27 protein-coding genes are annotated in these 20,903 nt (G+C 44.1%); 5 read left to right on the top strand and 22 right to left on the bottom strand.

The genetic code is table 11. The features are described from left to right. Positions 1-273 precede the first annotated feature (273 nt). A complete protein-coding gene (locus MNV_RS16625) occupies positions 274-792 on the bottom strand; it encodes a nitroreductase family protein (RefSeq protein WP_096207064.1) in 519 nt (172 codons plus the stop codon). Next, positions 729-1,256 carry a hypothetical protein gene (locus MNV_RS19125; RefSeq protein ID WP_179294047.1) on the bottom strand — a complete coding sequence of 176 codons (528 nt, stop codon included), beginning with the start codon at positions 1,254-1,256 and terminating at the stop codon, positions 729-731. The genes MNV_RS16625 and MNV_RS19125 overlap by 64 nt, the downstream gene beginning before the upstream one ends. A 51-nt stretch (positions 1,257-1,307) precedes the next feature. Between MNV_RS19125 and MNV_RS16620 the strand changes: the two genes are divergently transcribed. Beyond that, on the top strand, positions 1,308-2,492 hold the full coding sequence (locus MNV_RS16620; protein ID WP_096207063.1) for a PAS domain-containing sensor histidine kinase: 1,185 nt from the start codon (positions 1,308-1,310) through the stop codon (positions 2,490-2,492). Positions 2,493-2,509: 17 nt separating this feature from the next. Here the strand turns inward: MNV_RS16620 and MNV_RS16615 are convergent, their stop codons facing one another. The 5 genes from MNV_RS16615 to MNV_RS16600 form a co-directional block, all read right to left on the bottom strand. Continuing rightward, on the bottom strand, positions 2,510-2,794 hold the full coding sequence (locus MNV_RS16615) for a hypothetical protein (protein ID WP_096207062.1): 285 nt from the start codon (positions 2,792-2,794) through the stop codon (positions 2,510-2,512). A 50-nt stretch (positions 2,795-2,844) separates the two neighbouring features. After that, the gene (locus MNV_RS16610; RefSeq protein ID WP_179294046.1) at positions 2,845-5,028 is read right to left on the bottom strand and encodes a DNA polymerase domain-containing protein; all 2,184 of its coding nucleotides are present in this window, start codon (positions 5,026-5,028) and stop codon (positions 2,845-2,847) included. Next, positions 4,970-5,269, bottom strand: coding sequence for a hypothetical protein (locus tag MNV_RS19915; protein ID WP_179294045.1), 300 nt, complete (start codon positions 5,267-5,269; stop codon positions 4,970-4,972). The genes MNV_RS16610 and MNV_RS19915 overlap by 59 nt, the downstream gene beginning before the upstream one ends. Continuing rightward, complete coding sequence (locus tag MNV_RS16605; protein ID WP_096207060.1) at positions 5,232-5,894, bottom strand: P-loop NTPase family protein; 663 nt, start codon at positions 5,892-5,894, stop codon at positions 5,232-5,234. Before MNV_RS16605 ends, MNV_RS19915 begins: the two co-directional genes overlap by 38 nt. A 135-nt stretch (positions 5,895-6,029) precedes the next feature. Then, positions 6,030-6,287, bottom strand: a complete 258-nt coding sequence (locus MNV_RS16600; RefSeq protein WP_096207059.1) for a hypothetical protein — start codon at positions 6,285-6,287, stop codon at positions 6,030-6,032. A gap of 310 nt (positions 6,288-6,597) precedes the next feature. Between MNV_RS16600 and MNV_RS16595 the strand changes: the two genes are divergently transcribed. After that, entirely contained in the window at positions 6,598-6,834 is a 237-nt protein-coding gene (locus MNV_RS16595) for a hypothetical protein (RefSeq protein WP_096207058.1), read from the top strand. Between the two features lie 173 nt (positions 6,835-7,007). Next, positions 7,008-7,238 (top strand): winged helix-turn-helix domain-containing protein, encoded by a 231-nt coding sequence (locus MNV_RS16590; RefSeq protein WP_096207057.1) that lies wholly within the window; start codon positions 7,008-7,010, stop codon positions 7,236-7,238. Here MNV_RS16590 and MNV_RS16585 read toward each other — a convergent pair. Beyond that, entirely contained in the window at positions 7,222-7,425 is a 204-nt protein-coding gene (locus MNV_RS16585) for a hypothetical protein (RefSeq protein WP_096207056.1), read from the bottom strand. The genes MNV_RS16590 and MNV_RS16585 overlap by 17 nt on opposite strands. 231 nt (positions 7,426-7,656) lie before the next feature. Between MNV_RS16585 and MNV_RS16580 the strand changes: the two genes are divergently transcribed. After that, positions 7,657-8,601, top strand: coding sequence for a UbiA family prenyltransferase (locus tag MNV_RS16580; protein WP_096207055.1), 945 nt, complete (start codon positions 7,657-7,659; stop codon positions 8,599-8,601). On the opposite strand, the gene MNV_RS16575 is transcribed toward MNV_RS16580, so the two are convergent. The 11 genes from MNV_RS16575 to MNV_RS20905 all read right to left on the bottom strand — a co-directional run bounded on the left by MNV_RS16575 (position 8,598) and on the right by MNV_RS20905 (position 17,445). Continuing rightward, entirely contained in the window at positions 8,598-8,936 is a 339-nt protein-coding gene (locus MNV_RS16575) for a hypothetical protein (protein ID WP_096207054.1), read from the bottom strand. The two genes, MNV_RS16580 and MNV_RS16575, sit on opposite strands and share 4 nt — an antisense overlap. Next, positions 8,900-9,970: an FIST N-terminal domain-containing protein gene (locus tag MNV_RS16570; protein ID WP_096207053.1), complete on the bottom strand. Its 1,071-nt coding sequence runs from the start codon at positions 9,968-9,970 to the stop codon at positions 8,900-8,902. The genes MNV_RS16575 and MNV_RS16570 overlap by 37 nt, the downstream gene beginning before the upstream one ends. 2 nt (positions 9,971-9,972) lie before the next feature. Beyond that, positions 9,973-11,169: an NAD(P)/FAD-dependent oxidoreductase gene (locus tag MNV_RS16565; RefSeq protein ID WP_179294044.1), complete on the bottom strand. Its 1,197-nt coding sequence runs from the start codon at positions 11,167-11,169 to the stop codon at positions 9,973-9,975. Between the two features lie 340 nt (positions 11,170-11,509). Continuing rightward, positions 11,510-11,863, bottom strand: a complete 354-nt coding sequence (locus MNV_RS16560; protein WP_096207051.1) for a roadblock/LC7 domain-containing protein — start codon at positions 11,861-11,863, stop codon at positions 11,510-11,512. Next, a complete protein-coding gene (locus MNV_RS16555; protein WP_096207050.1) occupies positions 11,847-12,740 on the bottom strand; it encodes an RAD55 family ATPase in 894 nt (297 codons plus the stop codon). Before MNV_RS16555 ends, MNV_RS16560 begins: the two co-directional genes overlap by 17 nt. 79 nt (positions 12,741-12,819) lie before the next feature. Continuing rightward, positions 12,820-13,059 (bottom strand): exodeoxyribonuclease VII small subunit, encoded by a 240-nt coding sequence (gene xseB, locus MNV_RS16550; protein ID WP_257000097.1) that lies wholly within the window; start codon positions 13,057-13,059, stop codon positions 12,820-12,822. Continuing rightward, positions 13,050-14,267: an exodeoxyribonuclease VII large subunit gene (xseA, locus tag MNV_RS16545; protein ID WP_096207048.1), complete on the bottom strand. Its 1,218-nt coding sequence runs from the start codon at positions 14,265-14,267 to the stop codon at positions 13,050-13,052. Before xseA ends, xseB begins: the two co-directional genes overlap by 10 nt. A gap of 64 nt (positions 14,268-14,331) precedes the next feature. Beyond that, a complete protein-coding gene (locus MNV_RS16540) occupies positions 14,332-14,787 on the bottom strand; it encodes a bifunctional nuclease family protein (RefSeq protein ID WP_096207047.1) in 456 nt (151 codons plus the stop codon). Positions 14,788-14,876: 89 nt separating this feature from the next. Beyond that, entirely contained in the window at positions 14,877-15,071 is a 195-nt protein-coding gene (locus tag MNV_RS16535) for a hypothetical protein (RefSeq protein ID WP_096207046.1), read from the bottom strand. Positions 15,072-15,220: 149 nt separating this feature from the next. After that, positions 15,221-17,008 (bottom strand): beta-propeller domain-containing protein, encoded by a 1,788-nt coding sequence (locus tag MNV_RS16530; protein ID WP_257000098.1) that lies wholly within the window; start codon positions 17,006-17,008, stop codon positions 15,221-15,223. A 23-nt stretch (positions 17,009-17,031) separates the two neighbouring features. Next, positions 17,032-17,445, bottom strand: coding sequence for a hypothetical protein (locus MNV_RS20905; RefSeq protein WP_096207044.1), 414 nt, complete (start codon positions 17,443-17,445; stop codon positions 17,032-17,034). Positions 17,446-17,573: 128 nt separating this feature from the next. Between MNV_RS20905 and MNV_RS16520 the strand changes: the two genes are divergently transcribed. Then, positions 17,574-18,188, top strand: a complete 615-nt coding sequence (locus MNV_RS16520) for an endonuclease III domain-containing protein (RefSeq protein WP_096207043.1) — start codon at positions 17,574-17,576, stop codon at positions 18,186-18,188. Positions 18,189-18,247: 59 nt separating this feature from the next. On the opposite strand, the gene MNV_RS16515 is transcribed toward MNV_RS16520, so the two are convergent. The 3 genes from MNV_RS16515 to tdh all read right to left on the bottom strand — a co-directional run bounded on the left by MNV_RS16515 (position 18,248) and on the right by tdh (position 20,665). Continuing rightward, on the bottom strand, positions 18,248-18,562 hold the full coding sequence (locus MNV_RS16515; RefSeq protein WP_096207042.1) for a hypothetical protein: 315 nt from the start codon (positions 18,560-18,562) through the stop codon (positions 18,248-18,250). A gap of 41 nt (positions 18,563-18,603) precedes the next feature. Next, positions 18,604-19,353 carry a sulfite exporter TauE/SafE family protein gene (locus MNV_RS16510; RefSeq protein WP_096207041.1) on the bottom strand — a complete coding sequence of 250 codons (750 nt, stop codon included), beginning with the start codon at positions 19,351-19,353 and terminating at the stop codon, positions 18,604-18,606. A 271-nt stretch (positions 19,354-19,624) separates the two neighbouring features. Then, on the bottom strand, positions 19,625-20,665 hold the full coding sequence (gene tdh, locus MNV_RS16505) for an L-threonine 3-dehydrogenase (RefSeq protein ID WP_179294043.1): 1,041 nt from the start codon (positions 20,663-20,665) through the stop codon (positions 19,625-19,627). Between the last annotated feature and the right edge of the window lie 238 nt (positions 20,666-20,903).

Raw genomic sequence — 20,903 nt, 5'->3', positions numbered from 1 at the left:
TTTAATCTCATCCCGAAATGTTCACATTGACCGCTTTCACAATCAGAATCATGCCGTCTTTCACAGTGCGAAAGCGTCAGCAGTCTTATTGCCATATCGTGTTTTTCACAGTAAGGCGATACTATCATTTTATACCTCCTATATTAACGATTGAGATTATCCAGGTAATCGTTAACAAAAAGTGTATGAACCCTATAGTATATAATATTTATCCCTATTTATATTACTACTACCATTATTATCATAATCATAGAGTCGGAAAACAAAAAACGATTACCAATGTAATCCGAATTTTTCACGGAAAACAAGATGAGAGAGAGCTTTCCTGTCCGAGATTCTTTCCTTCCTTGCCGGATGTCCAAGGGCTACTACGGCCATTAATTCGTAAGGTTCGGGTGCATCGAGGACTTTATTCACCATATCCTTATTTTTCAGGATCTCGCCTAACCACACTGCTCCGAGCTCGAGCGACTGAATTGCAAGCAGCATGTTCTGGATACACGCGCCGATTGACTGTACGTCCTTTGTATAATTGTACATGTGGTCTTTATCAAGAAAAACCACTATCAACACCTGTGCATTTTTAATAGTCGGACCATATTCCGTGAGTTTTGAAAGAGCTATTTTCGTTTCAGGGTCCTTCACCACTATGAACCGCCACGCCTGGTTGTTCAATCCGGACGGCGCCCACCTCCCGGCATCCAACACCTGCTCGATAATCTCATCGCTTATACTCTCGTCGGTAAATCCTCTGACGCTTCTGCGTGTCCTGATAGCTTCGATAGTCTCCATGCTATCACCCGTACATATGCGGGTCTGGCGGTCGCGATTGCAGAAGCGGGATGAGTTCTTCCAGGGACAGGGGGAACACGGCTATTATTTCCTTGCCGCAGGCAGGGCATTTTTTTTGATGACCTGAGAGGGGTTACGCTGATGGTCTCATCGTAAACGGCCTCGGATATAAAGGGACTGATGGTAGAGATTGGCTCCCCGATATTGAACTCACCGCTTGTTAAATAATCGTAATATGTAGTGCTCTCGCAGTAGCCGCACTTGCATCGAAGCTCGATCCTGTTCTTCAGGAAATGATTATTCCTGTTTTGCTGCGATAAAGAGATGAGCCTTTCTTTCATCGCATTAGTATTGGTCTTTTTGTACAAAATCCCTTCGGATTTTTTAAAGAGTAATAATTGTGTCATGTGCGTCTGATTCAAATCAGCAGCCTTTTCATATCTGGAATCATAATTGTTATTCACATGCATTTGTTAGCCGTTTTTGAGGAGATGCCTTAAGGAGAGTAAAAAGAATTGGGAACAATATTTGAAAATATCTTCGAATTCGCACCTGATGCCATCGTCGTTGTTAATCGTGAAGGACATATCGTGCGTGTCAATACAGCCACTGAAAAGATGTTCGGCTATACCCGGGATGAGTTGCTCGGCAAAACTGTTGAGATCCTGGTACCTGAGCGCTTCAGGGAACGGCATGTGGAGCAGCGCAATGGATACTTTATCAAACCTCGCGTCAGATCGTTAGGCCTTGGCATGGGCCTGTATGGCAGGCGCAAAGATGGAAACGAGTTCCCCGCGGACATCATGTTAAGCCCGCTGGAAACAGCCGGAGGCATGCTTGTGTTAAGCGTCGTCCGTGATATCACTGAACGCAGGCAGGCAGAGGAGGAACTGCGCAGAGCGCACGATGAGTTAGAGATACGTGTTCAGGAACGGACTTCAGAGTTAGCAAAAGCCAATGAAGCTTTACAGGATGAAATCGCCGAGCGGCGGCGTGCTGAGGAGGCTTTGAAAAACTACACCGCAGCGCTTGAAGAGGCGAACCGCATCAAAGACCTCTTCACAGACATTATGCATCACGACCTGCTGAATCCATTGAGCATTATAAAAACAATGAGTGAACTGCAGCTTGAGAAAACCGAAGAAGACGGGATACGAAGATCGCTTCTGATGATAAAGCGCAATGCAGACAAACTCATCGGGATGATCAAAAGTGCCAGCAAGTATGCCAGGCTGGAGAGCGCCGAAAAACTGGAAAGATCAAAGCTCGATTTGAACATGGTTTTTAGGGCAGCCGCAGACAGCCTCATGCCGCAGATTGAGGAGAAAAACATGAAACTGGAGTACCTGGCAAAGGATGAATGCTATGCAATGGTGAATCCGATAATCGAGGACGTTTTTTCAAACCTTCTTGACAACGCTATAAAATACTCACCTGCCGGAAGCAAAATCGAGGTAAATATTATAGACGGGAATAACTCATACAGGATATACGTCAAAGACTGGGGTCCCGGAATAAAAGATGAAGATAAGGTAAAGCTCTTTACCCGCTTTCAGAGGGTGGATAAGAAAGGCGTAAAGGGTACCGGCCTTGGGCTTGCAATCGTGAAGCGTATCGTTAATCTGCACGGAGGCGATGTCTGGATAGAGGATAATCCGGAAGGCGGGAGCGTGTTCTTTGTAAAGATCCCAAAGACTTAAAAAGAAATTGAATCGTTTCACGCCGCTTTGCTTTTCTCTTCGATCCAGTCCCCTATAAACGTGCCGGCTATGAAAAGCACAGCCAGGAGAATAACTTCTATGAATATGACCAGTCCTACAACCGTACTGACCAGCAGGAATTTTATATTTACCAGCAGTCCCAGCCCCGTAAAGATAAGACCGAGTATTATGCCTATCAACACACCCTTTTTGAGCAGGGCTTTACGGTCTTCCTTGCCGGGTTTCAGGTAGCCGTAAATGACTCCTATCACGATGGTTATAATCTCTAATTCAAAAGCCATAATCCTCCTGTGTACCGGATATGTGTATTACACGCTATATTTATATCTTCCTAAAAGTTATCAGTAACCATATACTTACACAGATTCTCCTGCACTTTTCCCTTCACCAGCTCATCCAGCCTCCTCTCTGTGTATCCGAAGGGCAGTAGTATGCTTTCGGCTGCACGCAGGAGATATTCATAGTATTTAGCACGGTCGTATACGGTTGTCTCGTCGGCAAGCTCCGGGATCTTGACCCGCTTCTGGTACCTTTTTGAGCTGTGGTCTGTTATTATGTAGCGTATGCTCTGACCCGGCTGTATCTTGATACCTTCATGCAGGTACTGTCTCAGTGCAGCCGCCTGGTTATTGAATTGCTTATAATCATCTGAGCCCCTGGATACATGCGTTTCGAATACCAGGTCGGCAGGGATACATTCGCCAGCCAGCAGTTTTCGCGCGTGCTCCCTCAGAACTCCGATAGTCTCCGGAATTTTCATGCGGAATTCAGAGGCGTTTTTCGCCTGTGCAAGCTTTCCAAGCATGGCTTCCTGAAGGTCCCTGATGACCCTGGGGGTATCGCTTCGCCGCATCTCTATCCCGCGTACCTTCAGCTTGCCGTTGTTCATAACACCGTAATAGCGGTTCAACGCGCCTGCGCCGTTTGATTTGTTGGGCAGGAACACGAGCCACCTGAACTCGCCCTTAAGTTCAAGCTGTATGCCTGTTTTCCGCGTCATGAGTTCGCAGAGCCTCTCGGCGCCATGACCTTTCACCCAGAGGCAGTCCACGATGCCGTGCAGTATCTCAAAACCCATTCTATCAGCCATCTCCATAGTCAAGAGTAAGATTTCACGACCATACGCCGTTATTGATTCGTGGCATTCGATCCTCCCGAAGCGTGCCTTGTTAAAACCCATGTACCCGAAGCTTGTCACAAGCAGCCATTTGAGCATGTTCTGCTTCATCTCATACTCCTCTGCCCTTGCCGGATCCGTGGCGATGCGTTTCTTATATTCCACCCGTCTCTCGATCAGGGGCGTAAGCACACGCGGGATAAGTCCTGTATGCCTTTGGCATATGTTGTAATGCACGAACGGCACGCGATGGCTTGAATCAGGGCAGCAGCTGCACAGAACGGTTTCAGGCGAGATGTTGTGGTTCACCATGATATTTGGGAAAAGGGAAGCGAAATCTATTTCTGAGACGTTCTCATGCAATCCGACTTTCGGCTCTATCACAAGCGCACCCCTGTCAGCGATGAGCAGTTCCAGCGCCGTCTTCCAGTATTCCGCAAGGTTGCGCTTCCACGGCACAAGCACACCGTCACGCAGCGCCTGGTTGACCTGCAATGCAGTCACTGCGCTGCCGGGGCTCAGGCGCGACAACTCCTGCATCGGTATCCCTGTTATGCGCGCAAGGTCTATCATCCCGGGAAGCCCGCCTTCCCTGAAAATAAAAGAGGATGTATCAAGGTGCAGCCGTCCTGCCAGCGTAAATCCTCCGGGTTTGTAGAGCATCCTGCCGTAGCTGAAATATGACCTGCCGCAGCTATCAGGAAGAATATCCTTTTCCCGTCCAAGCTGCAATTCAATGCCGTGCAGCGCTGCACGGTGATAGAGATAGGGCATGTCAAAACTATCTCCGCGGTCCGTGAACAGGATGTCGGGGTCTGAGACCGCAATCTCGCCGGATAAACGTTCGATAATCTGCGCCTCATCTTCGCCCTCAATTATTGTGTCCTCAAGGGCTATCCTGAGGATGGTGTCATCCATGGTGGCGATTCCCTTATCTCTCGAAGGTGTCACCGAGAGCCTCATACTTGTAAGTTCCGGTACCTCGTAATCAAGTGCGTACTGATGATCATCAAGCGAGTCTCCTTTGAACCGTGCCATAGGAAAGAGGCCGCACTCAAGCAGATACTGCCTCACAGGGTCAAGGTCTATATTGTAAAGCCCACATCCTTTCGCCTCAAGCATTGAAGCGGTATCGTGAATAGAACCCGCATCCATGGTAGCGCAGAGCACTTCTTCAGGTTCGCTGCCAAGCCAAGTTCTCTTCTTTTCGATGCATGTTCCCCTCACACCCGGCAGGCTTGATATCAGATGCTGCAGCTCATGTTTATCTTTTCCTGTTGAAGATACGTATATTTTCGGATGGCAAACCTCGCGTACAGGCTTACAGCCGGTGCCGTCTTTAATCCATTTTGTTATCGTACTCTTCTTCGGGTCGTACCTGATGTCCAGAAGGAACATGCAAGACCTCCTCCCGCAGCAAGTTGAGTTCTTTTTGCTGCTCGATGAGTATTGATAAGAAAACAGCGTCCATGGGTTCAAGAGCAGGCGCAACCGTGCAGGATGAGGCATGTTCCCTTGCCTTGCTCATGAGGTCATCAAAGGCTGTTTTATCCTCACCTCGAAGTGCCCTTCGGAACACTGAGAGTTCCTGTATTATCTCCTCAAGCAGGTTGCGAAAAGTTGGCACTGTCCTGCCCACATGCACCACCTCCTGTAAAATCGGTGAATCTCATCTGTCCCGGGGGCACAGGCACGTACTCGTCCAGATGCCCATCATCGATTATCCTGATGCGTTTCTTTGACGGCTGCTCGATGCGTATGATGCGGGAGGCTCTGGCTGCCAGCAGCCTGTCCCCGTACCATGACCCGCCGAAACTTGTTACTGCGGTTATGGTGCCGAAGGTGGACGTCAGGGAACCAAGACGTGCAAGTAACGGTTCGAATAATTGCCTCCCATCGGTTCCGGAGAACAGTGTCGGGAAGTAAGACACCGCCAGCACGGCAGGAGACCAGCGCCCAAGTGCATCCTCTAAATTCCCTATCAGGGCATCCATCTGGTATTCTGTAAATGCGCGGGCGACATGAATGCGGGAAAGTGCCTCCTGCTTTGCTCCGAATGACCTTGCTATCCTTGATACGGCATAAGGGTCAAAACTGTTCCAGCCATCTACAAATACCGCCTCCCTGCCGGATGCGGCGGATGCGGCGCACAGGCGGAACAGTACAGCAGGAACCATACCTGATGTGCCTTCGACCACGGTTATGCACGAAGGCTTAAAACTTGCAGGGTCTATCGGAAGATTACCGGGGCTGAGATAAGACATAATGTTTCACATCCAACCATAATGGAGTATCGGTATTTGACCGCGGCTCTTAAAAGCAGTTGGAAAGCGGGGTGAAACTATTCAGGAGAAATATCTAAAAATGGTAAATATGCAACTATAGTGATCTGAAAGTAATTACCCTATCATCAGCATAGCGATCCTTACAACTATCAACACCCAGCCCACAGCCACGATGACCCATATAGCCTTCTTTGCTACTTCCGCTATACCAAGGAAGATTGTCAATATCACGAGCAGTCCGATAGCATCGACTATGCTTTGCGGGATCAAAACCCCTGAAATGGATTGAATCAACCCGACTATTTTTTCGCCTATCCAGTGTCCTATTGTATATATAAATGTCAGAATAGAGGGTAGTATTTCTTCTGCCATAATTCACCTTCAGTCCTGCACCATCCAGATGAATCTTTGCGGTATATATATTTCGGTAGGGAAGATTAGCATCTGTGGGGTTTGCGAATAAAATGGGAAGTTTTTTTAGCTGGAAAACCCTTAAAAATCATGGCTGGCTGTCTGGAAGATATTCACCTCATTTATTCCTTAAAGCTGGCTGTCCCCGGGTGCATGCTGGTATTGTGCCCGGGTCCGTTCTTATATTTCTATTAAGTTGAAGTCCTCCTTTGCAAATTCCTCTGCAATATTCGATATATTTAATACACCAAAACCCTTATTACATCAAACCATGAAAGTATCTGAATTACTTAAAAACCTGGGTTATGCCATTATCTTCGGATTTTTTGGGCTTATCATAGGAATCTGGATAGCCGATATCCTCTACAGTCTGGCATTGAAAGGGATGGAACAAGCAACCACGAGGGGGATATCTTTGGTACTCATAATATTAATTGCACTTGCAGCATCACTTTTGGGTTTTATTAAAGGAAAGAGTTTGCTGGAATCTTCACAGGCGAGTAAATAATTGATTGGTTTTTGTAGTTCCTGTTTGCCATAACAGGTTAATTTAGTTCAATATTGCAGGATACTGCAGAGCATATACAATCAAAACAAGTCCATACTATGAGTATAATAATCATTTAATTAAAGAGCAACCTATAAATAGGAAAAACAAATAGTTATTAAAGATTGGTGAAAATGCGACGAAGTAAGATAGATATTATCATCGATGTTCTGGAAGTTGCTAAAATGGGGGTCAACAAAACAAGCGTAGTTTACAGGACGAACCTGAATTTCAAACTGGCAGATAAATATCTTGAGCTGCTGAAGAACCAGGGGCTGGTGGAGAACAAGCTGGATAAATATATAACAACAGATAAGGGAAAGATTTTTTTAGAGAAAGCCAGGGAGATCACTCTACAGTTATAATCCGGCAGCCAAACTCAGTTATGCTCACCTCTTGGTTTTTTAATTCGATAAGCCCTTCCTGATCCATAAAATTAAGGATTTCAGGATTTACCTGTGGTACTTTCTTCTCAAGTTGTTTTATTGTAATATTCTCTCTTTTACTAAGCAATTCGAGTATTTTATCTGTGGTTTCTCCTAACTTAGACATGTGAACACATATGATGAAAGAGTATAAAAAACATCACTGAAGAGTGTTTCTTAGCTGGGTTTCTTAGTATAATTTCTAAATTATTTTTCTTAATAGTTTATATTGGTATTTGACATAGGAATGAATGTCCTTTAGAATAGGATAAATAAAACGGAGTGATAAAAATGAAGAACGATAGAAAGGATAAGCAGAGAAAAGAAGAAGAGAAAGTAGCCGAGAAAGTATTTAAGAATGTACCCCTCCAATTCGGGTAAAAATAACATTAAAATGTGCTGGAGAAAAACTGTTGAGCTTTTAAGGCTGTGCAACACTCCAGCTTCAATAATTTCACCGTTTCCACTTTTTGCAACATCGCTTTTTTTAATATCGCGCGAAGAATTCCACATCTACGATATATCTGTTCTGTTTGCTGGAATAGCTGTTTCACTGTTTTCGAACTATGGCTCTAATCTATGGAATCATTGCAATGATTTAAACGAAGATAAAGCGGCTGGCAAAAAAACAATTCTGACGGAAGATATCTCAATGCAAAAAACGACTCCTTTTATTGCTCTCGTTCTCTACGCATGCTCTATATTCTCTGTTTACTATTTATCAATGGAATTAAAAAGGCCGATTTATCTGTATTTTTTAATCTGGGCTTTTGCTACATGGTGGTATTCGGATAATTTGATTCTTAGAAAAATAATTGGCTTTAGACTGAAAGATCATTATATGGGTGAATTAATTACCTATGCTACTGCATGGCCAACATACACATTAGGTATCTGGCTAATATACTCTGATCTAAATACAAAAGGGATAGTACTAGCAGTGGCCTTCTTTTTCTTCAGTATGTCAGGAATGTTGTTAAAAGATTTAAAAGATATTTCAGGGGACAGGAAAGCTGGTTTAAAAACTTTTGGTGTATCTTTCTCTCCTTCTCAACTCATACAATGCTCCTGTTACATGATGGCACTGTTTTATTTGGTTATGTTGAACCCGCTGACTTTAAGCTTATTTAGCAATGGCCTTTTAGTTATGGTATTCCCATTTGTTTATTTTTTGAAAAATACAGCTGTTCATATGTATAAAAAAAACTGGATTTTAGATATAGGGGACTTAAAAGCATTCAGAAGTATAGGCATTTCTATTCAATCCTCAATTGTACTTATGGGATTGAGTGCTTTTCTTTAAATTTCCAAGCACACATTTGTCCCGCCTGTCATAAAAAACGTATTACTGAGTGACTCAGACAAATAGTTTCTTAAGATGAATTCAGGCGGCATATACGCTGACGGAGTAAAAGAAAAAATTCCAAAATAATTTTTACCTGCTAATTTTTTTATTTTATCTTTGTATTCAAAAACCTTCTCTCCAAATGCTGTAGTAACTCCTATGTCAATGCAGAAAAAAGCAAATCTATCATTAGTAGATTTTAAATGATTCAAACATGAAATAAAAGCATCAAATTTATCATTCACCAGTGCATATGTCAGGATAGCCTCTTGTGAATAATTTGAAATATCCATAAAAAAAGGAAACAAATCGAAAGGTACATAGCTTCCCATTCCAAGAACAAACACACCATTGTTTTTTTATTAATAAACAAGAGCCCGTAAGGCATGTGAACTTTATAATCGCCTTTATCAAGATGCGCTAACAATTTCTCTTTTTTTTCTCCGGATGTGTATATTAGATTTTTTACGGCATCGACTGGCGGTTTGCCATCAAGGGAGATTAACACGTTTTTATTAAAATTAGCTTTAAATTCCTTAATAATTGTAAACTCATTATCCACTATACACTTCGTCTCTTCCAGGGTTTTACCTTTATCTGGAAAGATATCATCATATATAGCGTTTATGCCATCTTTCTCTATCGTTAGCGCTGCAATGCCATCTTCGATATCCTTGAAGTTACAGAAAATGTTAGGGGAATTAAACCTTGCTTGAGTATGTAAAACATTTACCCCGATTATCGGAATTTTATAATCCAGATGGTTTGCAAAAATATCAAGTATAGTCGGGGGAAGGTAGAAAATATTTTCTTTATCGCAGTAGTCTGCGAATTTTCCAGCATACTCTTTCTGTTTTTCCTTGTCAGCATCTTTGCATCGTTTACTGTAATAAAACCCTTTGGTAAAAAATTTAGCAAATTTAAATGCATTCGGAACATGAGCCAGCGGAAAATGCAATATCACAACACCTTTTTCACAATTTATCTTTTGGACAAGTTTTTTTGCCGATGCAATCGCACCTTTTTCTTTTGCACCTTGAACGCTTATTTTCGCTTTAGGATCTTTACATAAGACAAGTGCAGCGCCATCCGTCCTGATATCGTCCGGGAATATCATGCCGTCTACGGAAGCACCAATTTGCGGTATATTGCCAAATTCTTCATGAAATATATCCAGCATGGACTGGTATTTGCCATTGTATTTTAAGGTACAGTAGAATAAGGCAAGATCCGGTTTGAAATCCACGCTTGCATGGGCTTGTTCGACTAAATCCTGAGCGGCAGCTACTGGATCTTTCTTATTGCTAAATACTGTAATGGATTGCATAGTCAGCACCTGTATTTTAATTTATATTTTATTTTATGCATTAAAGCGTGCTTAACAAGATTTAAATACAACCCTAATGGAACCTGGAATGTATCTCTTTCGCAATTATTGCCACTATGACCTCTCAGCTCTGATAAAACATTCATCTTGTTAACATAAGAATTACTACGTATCTCTATAATTTTATTTAATTGCTTTTTTTTTAAACTCCAGTAGGTCATTCCCTGTACCCATGCATCCATATCATTTTTTAGCATTCTATCCCACGCATTTTGATATTCTCTTAACAGAGTAATATTGCCGTGCGCAGCCTGTACGCAATATTTAGCGCATAACGTACCTATTCTGTTAATGTAATGTATCCCCATCCCATGCATAGGATGAACCATACCTGCATTATCACCAAGAAACATAACATTACCTTTTACTACTTGTTTGACAGGATCGTATGGATAATACACCATAGTTTCTGACTCGGTCATTGATTCTTTCAACATCTCACTATAAGGTGAGTGGTTTACGAATCGCTCCATGTTTTTCTCCTGTTTATTTTGGATATTGGCTTTTTCGGATCTGGATAACTTATTAGTTCTTTCAGCGACCCCTATTTCACATTCGTTATTACTGATCGGGTAGAACCAGCCTCCATTGCTACCTATATCTCCAACAACAAGTTGAACTGACTTGGGATTGGAGATATTACATTTAATAAGTTTTCTAAAATATAAATGATTTTCTATTTTTGGTACGCCCAGATGTAGCTCTTTTCTGAATTTGTAACCCCATCCGGAAGCATCTACTATAATTTTTGCACCTACCACCTTATCTGTTAGGACCACCTTGCCGCCTTTTATAGATTTAACCTCTTCGAATATGACGCTACAGACACTTTTATTAACCAGTTCCTCACAGGCTTTTTGATAATCAATCAGAGCAAAAACATCTTCATCATAAGTATAACTTTCCTGAGCGCCAAGAGTACAAATGAGTTCTATTTGATTATAGCATTGTTTTACCGAATCTTTAATTCCCAGATCATCAATTACATCCATAAATGTAAAAGCTGATACTGGTTTTCCCCCCAACCTATTACGCTCTATCAGTGCGACCTGCAAGCTGCTATCTAACTTTGATAACTTATATGCCAACGAAGTCCCAGCAAATCCACCACCTATAATCACAATATCGTATTTCTCCATGTTTTCAACTCTTTGAGTTATCATTATACTTCAAGGTGGCGTAAAATAAAGCAAGGTCAGGCTCAAAATCCACGCGTGAACGCGCCTGTTCAATAATATCTCCTGCTGCCTCTTTGTGATTTTTTTATTACTGAACAATGTAATTGATTTCATTTAACCACAATTCTATAGATGCTCTAAACTATCTTCTATCCTATCGATTTCCTATCCTGCCTACCGGTTGTATGTACAACTTGTATCATGGATATATAACTCTTCCTATTTAAGATGGTTATGATTATCATATCTTTTTTAAGAATGTTAAAATTAGTAAAACAACTTGAACGTAATCTTCTGTTGCTTATGTAACGCACTCCCCGATAATCTTACTTGCACGCAGCGTCTCAAGCGATGTAAGCTGCTGGTTGGCTTCAGCGTCCGTAATCGTCACCAGCACAGTTGATCTTGACGAGGGAGCCATCAGGATGCGGTTGCTCCTGAAATAAAAAATCGTCTCGGTCAGACCTTCCTTGTTCATTTCCCCCAGCACCTGCTTTATCTGCTTCTCCAGCCAGAACATGGTCTCAAGAAGATGTTCTTGATAGCCCCTGGCTCTTAAGGTTATGGGCACCCCGTCTATCCTGTAGAGTATGCATGCTTCAACACCTTCGATCTCCTGCAGGTCATCCAGGGTCTCTTCAAGTCCTTTTGCCATGTCCTTTCTTCTCCTCTTCCAGGACAAGCCTGAGAAGCTGGGAAGGGTCCTCATCATGCGTCCAGTTCTTCTGCAAAGCTTCAATCCTTGCCGATAATCTTTCCCCTGCGCTCCCCATAGCTCTTGTTCTCTCTATTGCTTCTTTGAACTGATCAGCGAATTTGGTTTTGGGCTTTACCTTTTCAACCTGTTTCTGTGATGCCTGGATAACTACTCCCAATCCTGTTTCTATAGTGTACGGATACAGGCTATCGCCATGCCTTGAACCCCTGTGCTTCATGATCCGCAGAGTTCTGTCGTACATTTCGCCAAAGCCCAGATTTTGCATGTATATCACGGAATCAGCTAAATAGAGCGGCATGGCTGAACCCTCGGATATGTGATTGCCGTCTGCCGGGTCTTCGAGAGCTATCACAACCGTTCCCATTATCCTTAAATCTTTAAATATAGTGCTCAGGGATTTTCGTTTCTCTTTTTCAGAATAAAAAGTCGGATAGGTCAATGGATCTATCACCAGTCTCAGGTTCCGGGGCGGCAGAGCTTTCCGGACTATCTCTGCAACGTCCAGGGACGGAAATGTGAGGTCCTCGCCAAACAGATGGATTATCTTCAGGTCTCCCTGTTCGATATAATGCTCGATCTCTTCCCATCCTATATCCCTGCAGTCCCGTACGATCTGCTCTTCCGACATCTCAAAGGAGATGTACACGACTTTCTCACCGCGATTAAGACCGAAAAGCGAATATTGCAGCGCAAATGTGGTTTTTCCGACACCAGTCCCCCCGCGGACTATATTTATAGTATTTTCTCGAAAGCCTCCTCCCATCAGGTCATCAAGACCATAAATTCCCGTGGATACTCGACCCGTTTTTTTCATCGACTTTGGTGTATATGTTTTGTGGCATATTTATATTTTACTAATATAACTAAAAACTGAGAACTGTAGCCCTGCCAGTTTATTTTTCATGTGCATTTTCATTATGCAACTCAAATGGTTCGGATTTCAGACAATTATTCTCTTCAATTAATTTTTCGATCTGTTGCTGCGCATTTTTCAGCTTGGTATCGCATTCTTTGACCAATTTTATTCCCGTATCAAAAAGTATAAGGCTTTCATCAAGAGAAAGCTGCCCGTTTTCAAGTTTTTCAACAATGTTCTCAAGTTCCACAAGCGACTCTTCAAAGCTCATTTCCATTTGCATACCTCCTTATAATCTACATGACATTTGATTTTTCCATCGTTCACTGTTATCTGGAGCTTATCTCTTTCTTCAACATCATCTATACTCCTTACCAGGGTTTTATCAGGCAGCTTCAACGTTATGCTGTAACCCCTCAAGAGCGTCCCAAGAGGGCCGACAGCATCAAGTTTACCAGCATGCACCGCGAAAAGGGATTTCTTTGCCTCAAGTATCCTCTGCACGCTCAAAGCCTGTCTCCTGGCGATGTCATCCGTATATTGCATATAATGAGATACCCTGTCCAGGAGCAAACCCGGTTCGATAGCAGCTTTCAGTTGCGCGAGATAATTTGTCCTGTCACTGAGATTGCGCCTCTGGACCTCAGTTAATCTGTCCCCGATCCTGCTTATCCTGTTGCACAGCTCCTGCCTGTCGGGAACGGCTATCTCGGCAGCTGCTGACGGCGTCGGGGCGCGGACATCAGCTACAAAATCAGCGATCGTGTAATCGGTCTCATGCCCGACTGCGGATATGACTGGAATCTTTGAATTGAAAACCGCCCGTGCCACGAGTTCCTCATTGAAAGCCCAGAGGTCTTCTATCGAACCGCCGCCCCTCCCTATGATTATCAGGTCAACATCGGTATTATTCAGCGCGGAAATCGAGCGAACGATGCTCTCAGCCGCATACTCGCCCTGCACCACCGTTGGCATGAATAATATGTTCACAGGGTACCTGCGTTTCAAAACTGTCAGTATGTCGTGAAGGACGGCTCCTGTGGGTGAGGTTGCTACACCTATCCTTTTTGGGAACTCCGGCAGCGGCTTCTTATGCTCAGGTGAGAATAATCCCTCCATTGCCAGTTTGTTCTTCAACTGCTCATATGCTTTGTAAAGTTCTCCGACACCATCGGGTCTGATTGCTCTGACCCTTAACTGGTACTGACCTCTCTGCTCGTAGACATCGATATCCCCCAAAACAATAACTTTCATGCCATGTTCAAGCTCGAACCTGAGATTATTACCATGCCATTTGAACATGACACACTGCAACTGGCTGCTCTTATCTTTCAGGGTAAAATAGCGGTGACCTGAATTGTGATTTGTGAAATTGGATATCTCACCCCTTATCCATACATCACTTAACCGGCTGCCTGTGAGTATGCCTTTTATGGCAAGAGTGAACTCATGGACAGTATAGATACCTTTTTCCTCAAACACCATAGTACTAAAACCTATCCAGGGGTTTATCTGGTTTACTATAGCAACGTGAAAGTATTAAGGAAAGTTAAGAGAGATAGTTATCAAGTGATAGGATACCCTCAAGCTCTTCCTTGGTGACGATGGCTTCTGAAAGTACGCTTTCCCTCACATGGATGGGTGCATTGCAGCGCAACGCTATGGCTATGCAGTCGCTCGGTCTTGCGTCTAATTCGAACTGTCTCCCGTCCATTGAAACGGACATCCTTGCATAATAAACCCCGTTATTCAGTTCGTCTATAAGGATATCGTCTATCGTTGAACTTGTGCGCTCAAGCAGCGAAATGAAAAGATCATGGGTCATCGGTCTTGGCGGGATTTCATGATTTAACGCTGCGTTTATGGATATGGCTTCAGACAGGCCTATGTATATCGGCATTATGCGTTTCGCATCGTCTTCAAGAAGCACAAGTGGTATCGGGCTTCCTGCTTTCTCGATAAGGTATACGCCTTTTATAGTGACCGGTAAGATAATACCATTCATTATAGTACTATTAATAGGAGGGATAATAAGTCTTCCTGTTGTCAAATTTGAGGCAACCGGTTCTTCTTACTGCTTCAGTACTGCATATCTTATTCCTTAAAATAAGGATTGAGCTCATTAGTATAAATATCCGCAGGTTTGAACTGTCCTTCTTTTAGTTTTCCATCCTTTACCAGCCAGTCTATCCAGAACTGGACATCACTATCCGCTAAAAGCGCATGCTCCCTTATGCCGAAGCCCTTCCAGTACTTCGCTATCTCGGGGTTCCCGCCTTTAGCTTTCATTATCCTTGAAGCCAGTTCCCGGGCCTCTTCAGGATTTTCCCGGACAAATTTCTCTGACTCGAAGTCCGGTTTAACCTTAATAATCCCTATAGTGAAATAGGTTTTTATGACAGGTTCGCAGGTTTATTAAGCGGGTAAGGTGCTATGTCTCATCTCCATCCATACTCGTAGTACTGGTTTTTATCAAACGGCAGGTCAATGCTGTTAATCCCGGTGATGTTATCAAGGCTGTTCATTTTGATCTTCCTTGCCGAGACTGTGTAAAGCATATCATCCATGTACAGCGACCTGCGTACAGCGCCTGGCGAGTTCCAGTAAAACTGCGACTCCTCATAGTCATCCAGGTGGGATATCTTACCTTTGAGCTTGAACCCATCTGCCGGGCTAACACCGAAGACGTATGCGCCCTGCCATACTTTCTGCATGTAGTAGCCGTATCTGCTGTCATATTGCTCCTTTCCTGTGATTTCCCGGATCGGAATTACAAGCAAGTTCTTCGTTTTATCGAACAGGAACGCTTTATGGTCCCTGAGCGCCTCTGAATCGGTACCTGCTTCGCCTATCTCGTACATATCTACCTGCTTCGGGTTATTAACGTCCGATACATCGAACAGGGAGAGCTTCACACCTTTTATAGACACGCCGCCCCATTCGTTATCCGCTGTTTCCTTGCCCACGCCGATGATATGATTCTCATCGTAGGGGTGCAGATAGTCAGAGAAGCCCGGTATCTTGAGTTCGCCAAGTATCTGTGGTTCCTTCGGGTCTGAGAGGTCTATAACGAACAGAGGGTCTATGCGCTTGAACGTTACCATGTAAAGCCTGTTGCCTATGAACCGTGTTGAGTATATCCGCTCATCAGGTGCGATCTTTTCCAGTTTCCCTGTGATACCCAGGTCTTTATCCATTACATATACGTTATTGTACTGTACATTGCCTTCCCTTGTCCAGAACTGCGACGTGGTGGCGACCCTGAAATAATCGCCGGCCTCATCCATCGAGAACTGATTCAGCAGGCTTCCGGGTACCTCGCCTTTGGTCATGTATTCGATGTCGCCTTTATTGATCCTGATTTTCTGGATGACTGTCTTTTCTCTCTCCTGAGCGAGCTTGATTTCATAGTCTGAAACCGCTTTATCGACACTTGTGACATAATCCTTTTTTTCTTTTTCACTCATGCGGTTGTAAGTTTCTTCCATGATGGAGGATATCTTGTCCCACTTCTCATAAGAATCAAGAGCACTATCTTTAATTGCATTTATCTTATCCTGTGCATCTTTCGGGAGCAACGGCACGATGACCTTGTAGAATCTTTCCTCACGTTCGATCTCGTAGTACCTTACAGGCAGATTCTTCCGGTACGTTATGTAGATGTTGTTTTCAGATACATACAGGTTATCCGAGTAGCCCATCATGAATGATTTTGCATTAACGTTATTTGATTTTATGTTAATGGACGCGATTGTATGGAACACGTAGTTCTGCTCCGGATTATCAAAGTAATAAACATCAGGCGCCATGACTTTTACTGAGCCCTGCTTTATTACAGGCATATCGACAACATTGTTGTAATAATACAATTCGTCTTTTACGATGAAATAAACGTAATCGCCTATCATCCGCGACCTGAAATAGTTGCCCTTAATGCTGTAATTCTCCATCTTCTCCGGCTTTTTCCTGTCAGTTATATCATAAATCAATGCGGTGGTCTTTATAGAATATCTTGGCTGCGGCATGTAATCATACTGAGGGAAAACAAAGTCCCCGTTGTTGTCTTCTGTGAACACTATCAGCCTGTTACCGTTCACGAACATGTCTCTTGGTCTGCCATCTACCGTTATTTCAGAAAGTATTTTTGCATCGTCAGCCGGAAATGCATCGATGATGACGATTTTATTCTGCGCCAGGGTGTAGATATACTTGCCATCATTCTTTATGAAATCCGCTTCATCAACACCCTCTACCTGGACATTCGTTTTTGAATAGTCGGATGTTCCCGGAACGGCGGGCGGCGCTGAAACGGTCTGCGGTGCCGCAACTTTTGTACCACCTCTGCTGATGTCGCCACTACCATTGGCATAGGGGGTATTACTCCAGTTACCATATCTCCTCTCCCCACCCCGGTAAAATATCCTCCGTACACCCCGCCTCCCTGTTGGGCTGCGTTGGCTTTGAGGAATTCCTGGAGTTCTTTGGCTGATGAGAATTTCTTAAGTTCCTGTGTAGTCTCAAATTCAGGTATTTTTATATCAGAGCCGATCCCGGAATCGTTAGCTGCAAGATTATCTCTGACTGTATTACTGCCGGACTGGATACATCCGCTTAGAAACAAGACAATAATTGATAGTATAAATACCAGAATTGCTTTCTTCATAATTTCCTTCACCTGGTCAATAGATAACAAGCCTACTTAATAAATATATGTTTAACTTCGAATTAAATTGAAGCTATAGGCGGCTCTGATACTCATATTTAATACCCTTTACGTGCAGTAGTACCCGCATGTCCATCGACATCATCATATCCCGCCTTAAAAAAAGGTATCATCCGGGCAAATTCGGCTCAAAAGACCCATTCCGCGCGCTCATCGCCACAGTCCTGTCGCAGCGCACGCGCGATGAGGTCACGGACAGGGCCTCGGAAAAACTATTCGCAAAATACGGCACGCCGGCAGCGCTTGAGCATGCTGATGTCGGGGATATCGAGGAACTGATACGCGAGGTTGGGTTCTACCGGATAAAAGCGCCGCGCATCAAGGAGATTGCACGGATAATAAACAACGATTTCAAAGGCAAGGTTCCATCCGATATGGAAACCCTTCTCTCGCTGCCCGGTGTCGGCAGGAAGACCGCGAATTGCACTCTTGTTTACGGCTTCGGTAAGGACGCTGTGGCTGTGGATACCCATGTGCACCGGATATCGAACAGGCTGGGGCTGGTGAAAACAAAGACTCCTGAAGAGACTGAGCTAAAACTTCGCGAGACTCTTCCCAGGAAGCACTGGAAGCATATCAACGAACTGCTTGTGAGGTTCGGGCAGGATTTATGCAGGCCGGTCGGACCGAAGTGCGATGAATGTCCGATCATTGAGATGTGCCCGGGAAGGGAGGGCAGATAACGTCTGTTAAATTATAATTTGTACGCAGAAATCTTACATACAGATTGAAAGAAGGAAGTTCATGAATTTTTCAATCCCTTCGCCTTTTCCGGCATCCTTTTCTCTATAATTTCAAGCAGCTCATCGTAATCCCCTTCAGCCAGGGAGCGCACATCCTCCTCGCCGCGCAAGATCATATCTACAATATAGGTAAGTTCTTCATCTGTCAGTCTGGTGAACCTTGCTGCAAAGTCCTCAGGCGATTCTGAGACGCGGTGGGATACAGGGACAAGGATAAATTTAAAATCATGCCCGGGCGCCGGACCTGTTGCACCTTCAAGCTCAGGCGCGAGTTTTGCAAGGATTTTTTTATCAAGGTCTGTGAGTTGTCTCATATATTTCCATATTGAACGGGTGCTTCATAAATGCTCGCCATTCACAATAAACCGTACAGCAGTTTTCCCGCAACGAACAGCAGCACAAGCGCGAACATTCTCTCGATGGTTCTGGACGACGTGCGCCTGAATATCAGTCTTGAGCCTGCCTGTGCGCCAATAAAAGCGGCGGCTCCTGCATAGAAGAGCATACTTACATCCATCGGCTGCTGCCCGAAATTCAGGTGACCCAGGAACCCGGAAAGGGATATGAAGGTAACGATGAACGAAGAGGTTACGACGGCGTTTTTGATCTCAAACCCCAGAACCAGAAGAAGCGGCACTATAAAAGTGCCTCCGCCGATGCCAACGAGGGAAGATATAGCCCCTACCGGAAACCCTGCAACTGCACCGAATACCTTTTTTTTATTCTCGTTCGCTCCTGCGGCAAAGCCGAGATTGTTAAAGAAAAGAAGCCTCAGGCTTGCAAAAAAAAGCACTACGGAAAGCAGCACGATAAGGAGTCCAGTTTCCGCATGCGGCGCAAGATACGAACCTGTAACTGCCCCCAGGATGGACGTAATGATGATCGGGATTGCAACATCTATTTTTACAAGCCGCTGCGCCAGATACGTGGTTGAAGCCGAGGCTGTCGTTATCGCGTTCAGGAGGAGCGCCATCGGAATTGCAGTGAGGAGGGGGAGCCCTGTCCAGAAAAAAAGCGGGGTATAGATAATAGCCCCGCCGAGACCGAGCATCGAGAAAAGCATAGCAACAAAAAATGCGATGAAGATAATAAAGAGAAGTTCCATGATGCCCTATTTATTTGTTTTAATTAATAATACTATGGAGTAAAAAGGCACTATCCTAAAATCCATTGATTTTGCACTTTTTCCGGCATAGAGACCAGATGATCTGATAACAATACCTCTCTAATAAGATTCAATAGCCAAAAATCAATTCTGGATTATGGGATAGTGCCGGGCTGATGGTCAGTTCATATTATTTGGAAGCTTTCTATACATTGTAGAATAAGCCAAGAGAGATTCTATATGGCTCAGGTTAAAGAAGGTATCGCCAATTTTACGGAAACATTACCACTTTTCCCGCATCTCCGGATATCATAGCCTCAAAGCCCTTCTCAAAATCATCCAGCCTGAGCCTGTGAGTGATAAGCGGCGAAGGGTCAAATTTTCCAGATAAGAGCAATCTGGAAGTGGTGAGCCACGTATCCCATATCTTCCTGCCGTATATGCCGCGGACAGTGATATCCTTCATAACGAAATCTTTAGCCATATCTATACAAACATCCTTTGTGGGCAAGCCTAATACGGAGGCGCTGCCCCTTGGCCGTAAAGCCTTGAGTCCCTGAGCAAGAGCAGTGCCGCTCCCGGACATTTCAAAGAATACATCAGTGCCCTGATTATCGGTCAATTCCATTATTGTTTCCACAGGGTCTCTTTCATGCCTGTTAATAACGACATCTGCACCCATCTTCTTTGCAAGGTCAAGATGCAGCATTGAACCCGCAACCACAATAATACTTGCAGCGCCCGCCGCCCTCAAAATGCCGATTGCGAACTGGGCTGTAGGACCTCCGCCGAACACTGCCACGGTTTTCGCTGTAACGTCATGGCTGAACACGGTGTACACGCTGTTGCCTATGGATTCTTGCAGCGTGGCTATCTCCACGGGCATGTCGGGTGGGTTTTTCCATACATTCGTTTCAGGTATGACTGCATACTCGGCAAAGAAGCCGTCAACATCGACGCCAAAGAACTTGAGATTCTGGCAGATATGCATATTGCCCATCCTGCACTGCATGCATTTTCCATCAAAGATATGGGACTCTGCTGATACAAGGTCGCCTTCCCGGACAAGGGTGACTTCCCTGCCCACCTTCACAACCTGGCCGCACACTTCATGACCTATAATTCTGGGCGGCGTTATCCTGCCCTCAGACCATGGATGTTCCCAGTTATATATGTGTACGTCAGTGCCGCATAACGAACAGGCTTTTACCTTTACCAGTACCTCATGGCTCTGCGGTACGGGAACCGGGGCAGAGGTAAGTTCCAATCCGGGCCCTTCTCTCGTCTTTCTTACAGCCTTCATTGTGTCCATAATTACCCACTGAAAAACTATAATTAGTCTTGGAGTTGTATAATATAAATAGTTAATCTGAACCAGGTACAGGGATTTCCACGCCATAATTTAGGTTACAACCCTATTTAAATCTGACCTCAATTTTTCTATTCCCTAACCATGGAATCGGTACATTTTTCCCGTTCGCATCAAGACGTTTCATCAGATTCTCAATAGCCACTTTATGCCAGTTCTTGTAATGTCCGTAGAACGTTAC

Origin of the sequence: Candidatus Methanoperedens nitratireducens, from assembly GCF_900196725.1 — an archaeon.
Lineage (GTDB): Archaea > Halobacteriota > Methanosarcinia > Methanosarcinales > Methanoperedenaceae > Methanoperedens > Methanoperedens nitroreducens_A.
This window is presented reverse-complemented; position numbering and strand designations above follow the sequence as displayed.

Excerpts from the sequence above, each read along its gene's own strand:
- MNV_RS16625 (WP_096207064.1), bottom strand. The coding sequence starts at position 792 with ATGGAGACTATCGAAGCTATCAGGACACGCAGAAGCGTCAGAGGATTT.
- MNV_RS16615 (WP_096207062.1), bottom strand. The coding sequence starts at position 2,794 with ATGGCTTTTGAATTAGAGATTATAACCATCGTGATAGGAGTCATTTAC.
- MNV_RS16610 (WP_179294046.1), bottom strand. The coding sequence starts at position 5,028 with ATGTTCCTTCTGGACATCAGGTACGACCCGAAGAAGAGTACGATAACA.
- MNV_RS16605 (WP_096207060.1), bottom strand. The coding sequence starts at position 5,894 with ATGTCTTATCTCAGCCCCGGTAATCTTCCGATAGACCCTGCAAGTTTT.
- MNV_RS16600 (WP_096207059.1), bottom strand. The coding sequence starts at position 6,287 with ATGGCAGAAGAAATACTACCCTCTATTCTGACATTTATATATACAATA.
- MNV_RS16595 (WP_096207058.1), top strand. The coding sequence starts at position 6,598 with ATGAAAGTATCTGAATTACTTAAAAACCTGGGTTATGCCATTATCTTC.
- MNV_RS16590 (WP_096207057.1), top strand. The coding sequence starts at position 7,008 with ATGCGACGAAGTAAGATAGATATTATCATCGATGTTCTGGAAGTTGCT.
- MNV_RS16585 (WP_096207056.1), bottom strand. The coding sequence starts at position 7,425 with ATGTCTAAGTTAGGAGAAACCACAGATAAAATACTCGAATTGCTTAGT.
- MNV_RS16580 (WP_096207055.1), top strand. The coding sequence starts at position 7,657 with ATGTACCCCTCCAATTCGGGTAAAAATAACATTAAAATGTGCTGGAGA.
- MNV_RS16575 (WP_096207054.1), bottom strand. The coding sequence starts at position 8,936 with ATGGATATTTCAAATTATTCACAAGAGGCTATCCTGACATATGCACTG.
- MNV_RS16570 (WP_096207053.1), bottom strand. The coding sequence starts at position 9,970 with ATGCAATCCATTACAGTATTTAGCAATAAGAAAGATCCAGTAGCTGCC.
- MNV_RS16565 (WP_179294044.1), bottom strand. The coding sequence starts at position 11,169 with ATGGAGAAATACGATATTGTGATTATAGGTGGTGGATTTGCTGGGACT.
- MNV_RS16560 (WP_096207051.1), bottom strand. The coding sequence starts at position 11,863 with ATGGCAAAAGGACTTGAAGAGACCCTGGATGACCTGCAGGAGATCGAA.
- MNV_RS16555 (WP_096207050.1), bottom strand. The coding sequence starts at position 12,740 with ATGAAAAAAACGGGTCGAGTATCCACGGGAATTTATGGTCTTGATGAC.
- xseB (WP_257000097.1), bottom strand. The coding sequence starts at position 13,059 with ATGGAAATGAGCTTTGAAGAGTCGCTTGTGGAACTTGAGAACATTGTT.
- xseA (WP_096207048.1), bottom strand. The coding sequence starts at position 14,267 with ATGGTGTTTGAGGAAAAAGGTATCTATACTGTCCATGAGTTCACTCTT.
- MNV_RS16540 (WP_096207047.1), bottom strand. The coding sequence starts at position 14,787 with ATGAATGGTATTATCTTACCGGTCACTATAAAAGGCGTATACCTTATC.
- MNV_RS16535 (WP_096207046.1), bottom strand. The coding sequence starts at position 15,071 with ATGAAAGCTAAAGGCGGGAACCCCGAGATAGCGAAGTACTGGAAGGGC.
- MNV_RS20905 (WP_096207044.1), bottom strand. The coding sequence starts at position 17,445 with ATGAAGAAAGCAATTCTGGTATTTATACTATCAATTATTGTCTTGTTT.
- MNV_RS16520 (WP_096207043.1), top strand. The coding sequence starts at position 17,574 with ATGTCCATCGACATCATCATATCCCGCCTTAAAAAAAGGTATCATCCG.
- MNV_RS16515 (WP_096207042.1), bottom strand. The coding sequence starts at position 18,562 with ATGAGACAACTCACAGACCTTGATAAAAAAATCCTTGCAAAACTCGCG.
- MNV_RS16510 (WP_096207041.1), bottom strand. The coding sequence starts at position 19,353 with ATGGAACTTCTCTTTATTATCTTCATCGCATTTTTTGTTGCTATGCTT.
- tdh (WP_179294043.1), bottom strand. The coding sequence starts at position 20,665 with ATGGACACAATGAAGGCTGTAAGAAAGACGAGAGAAGGGCCCGGATTG.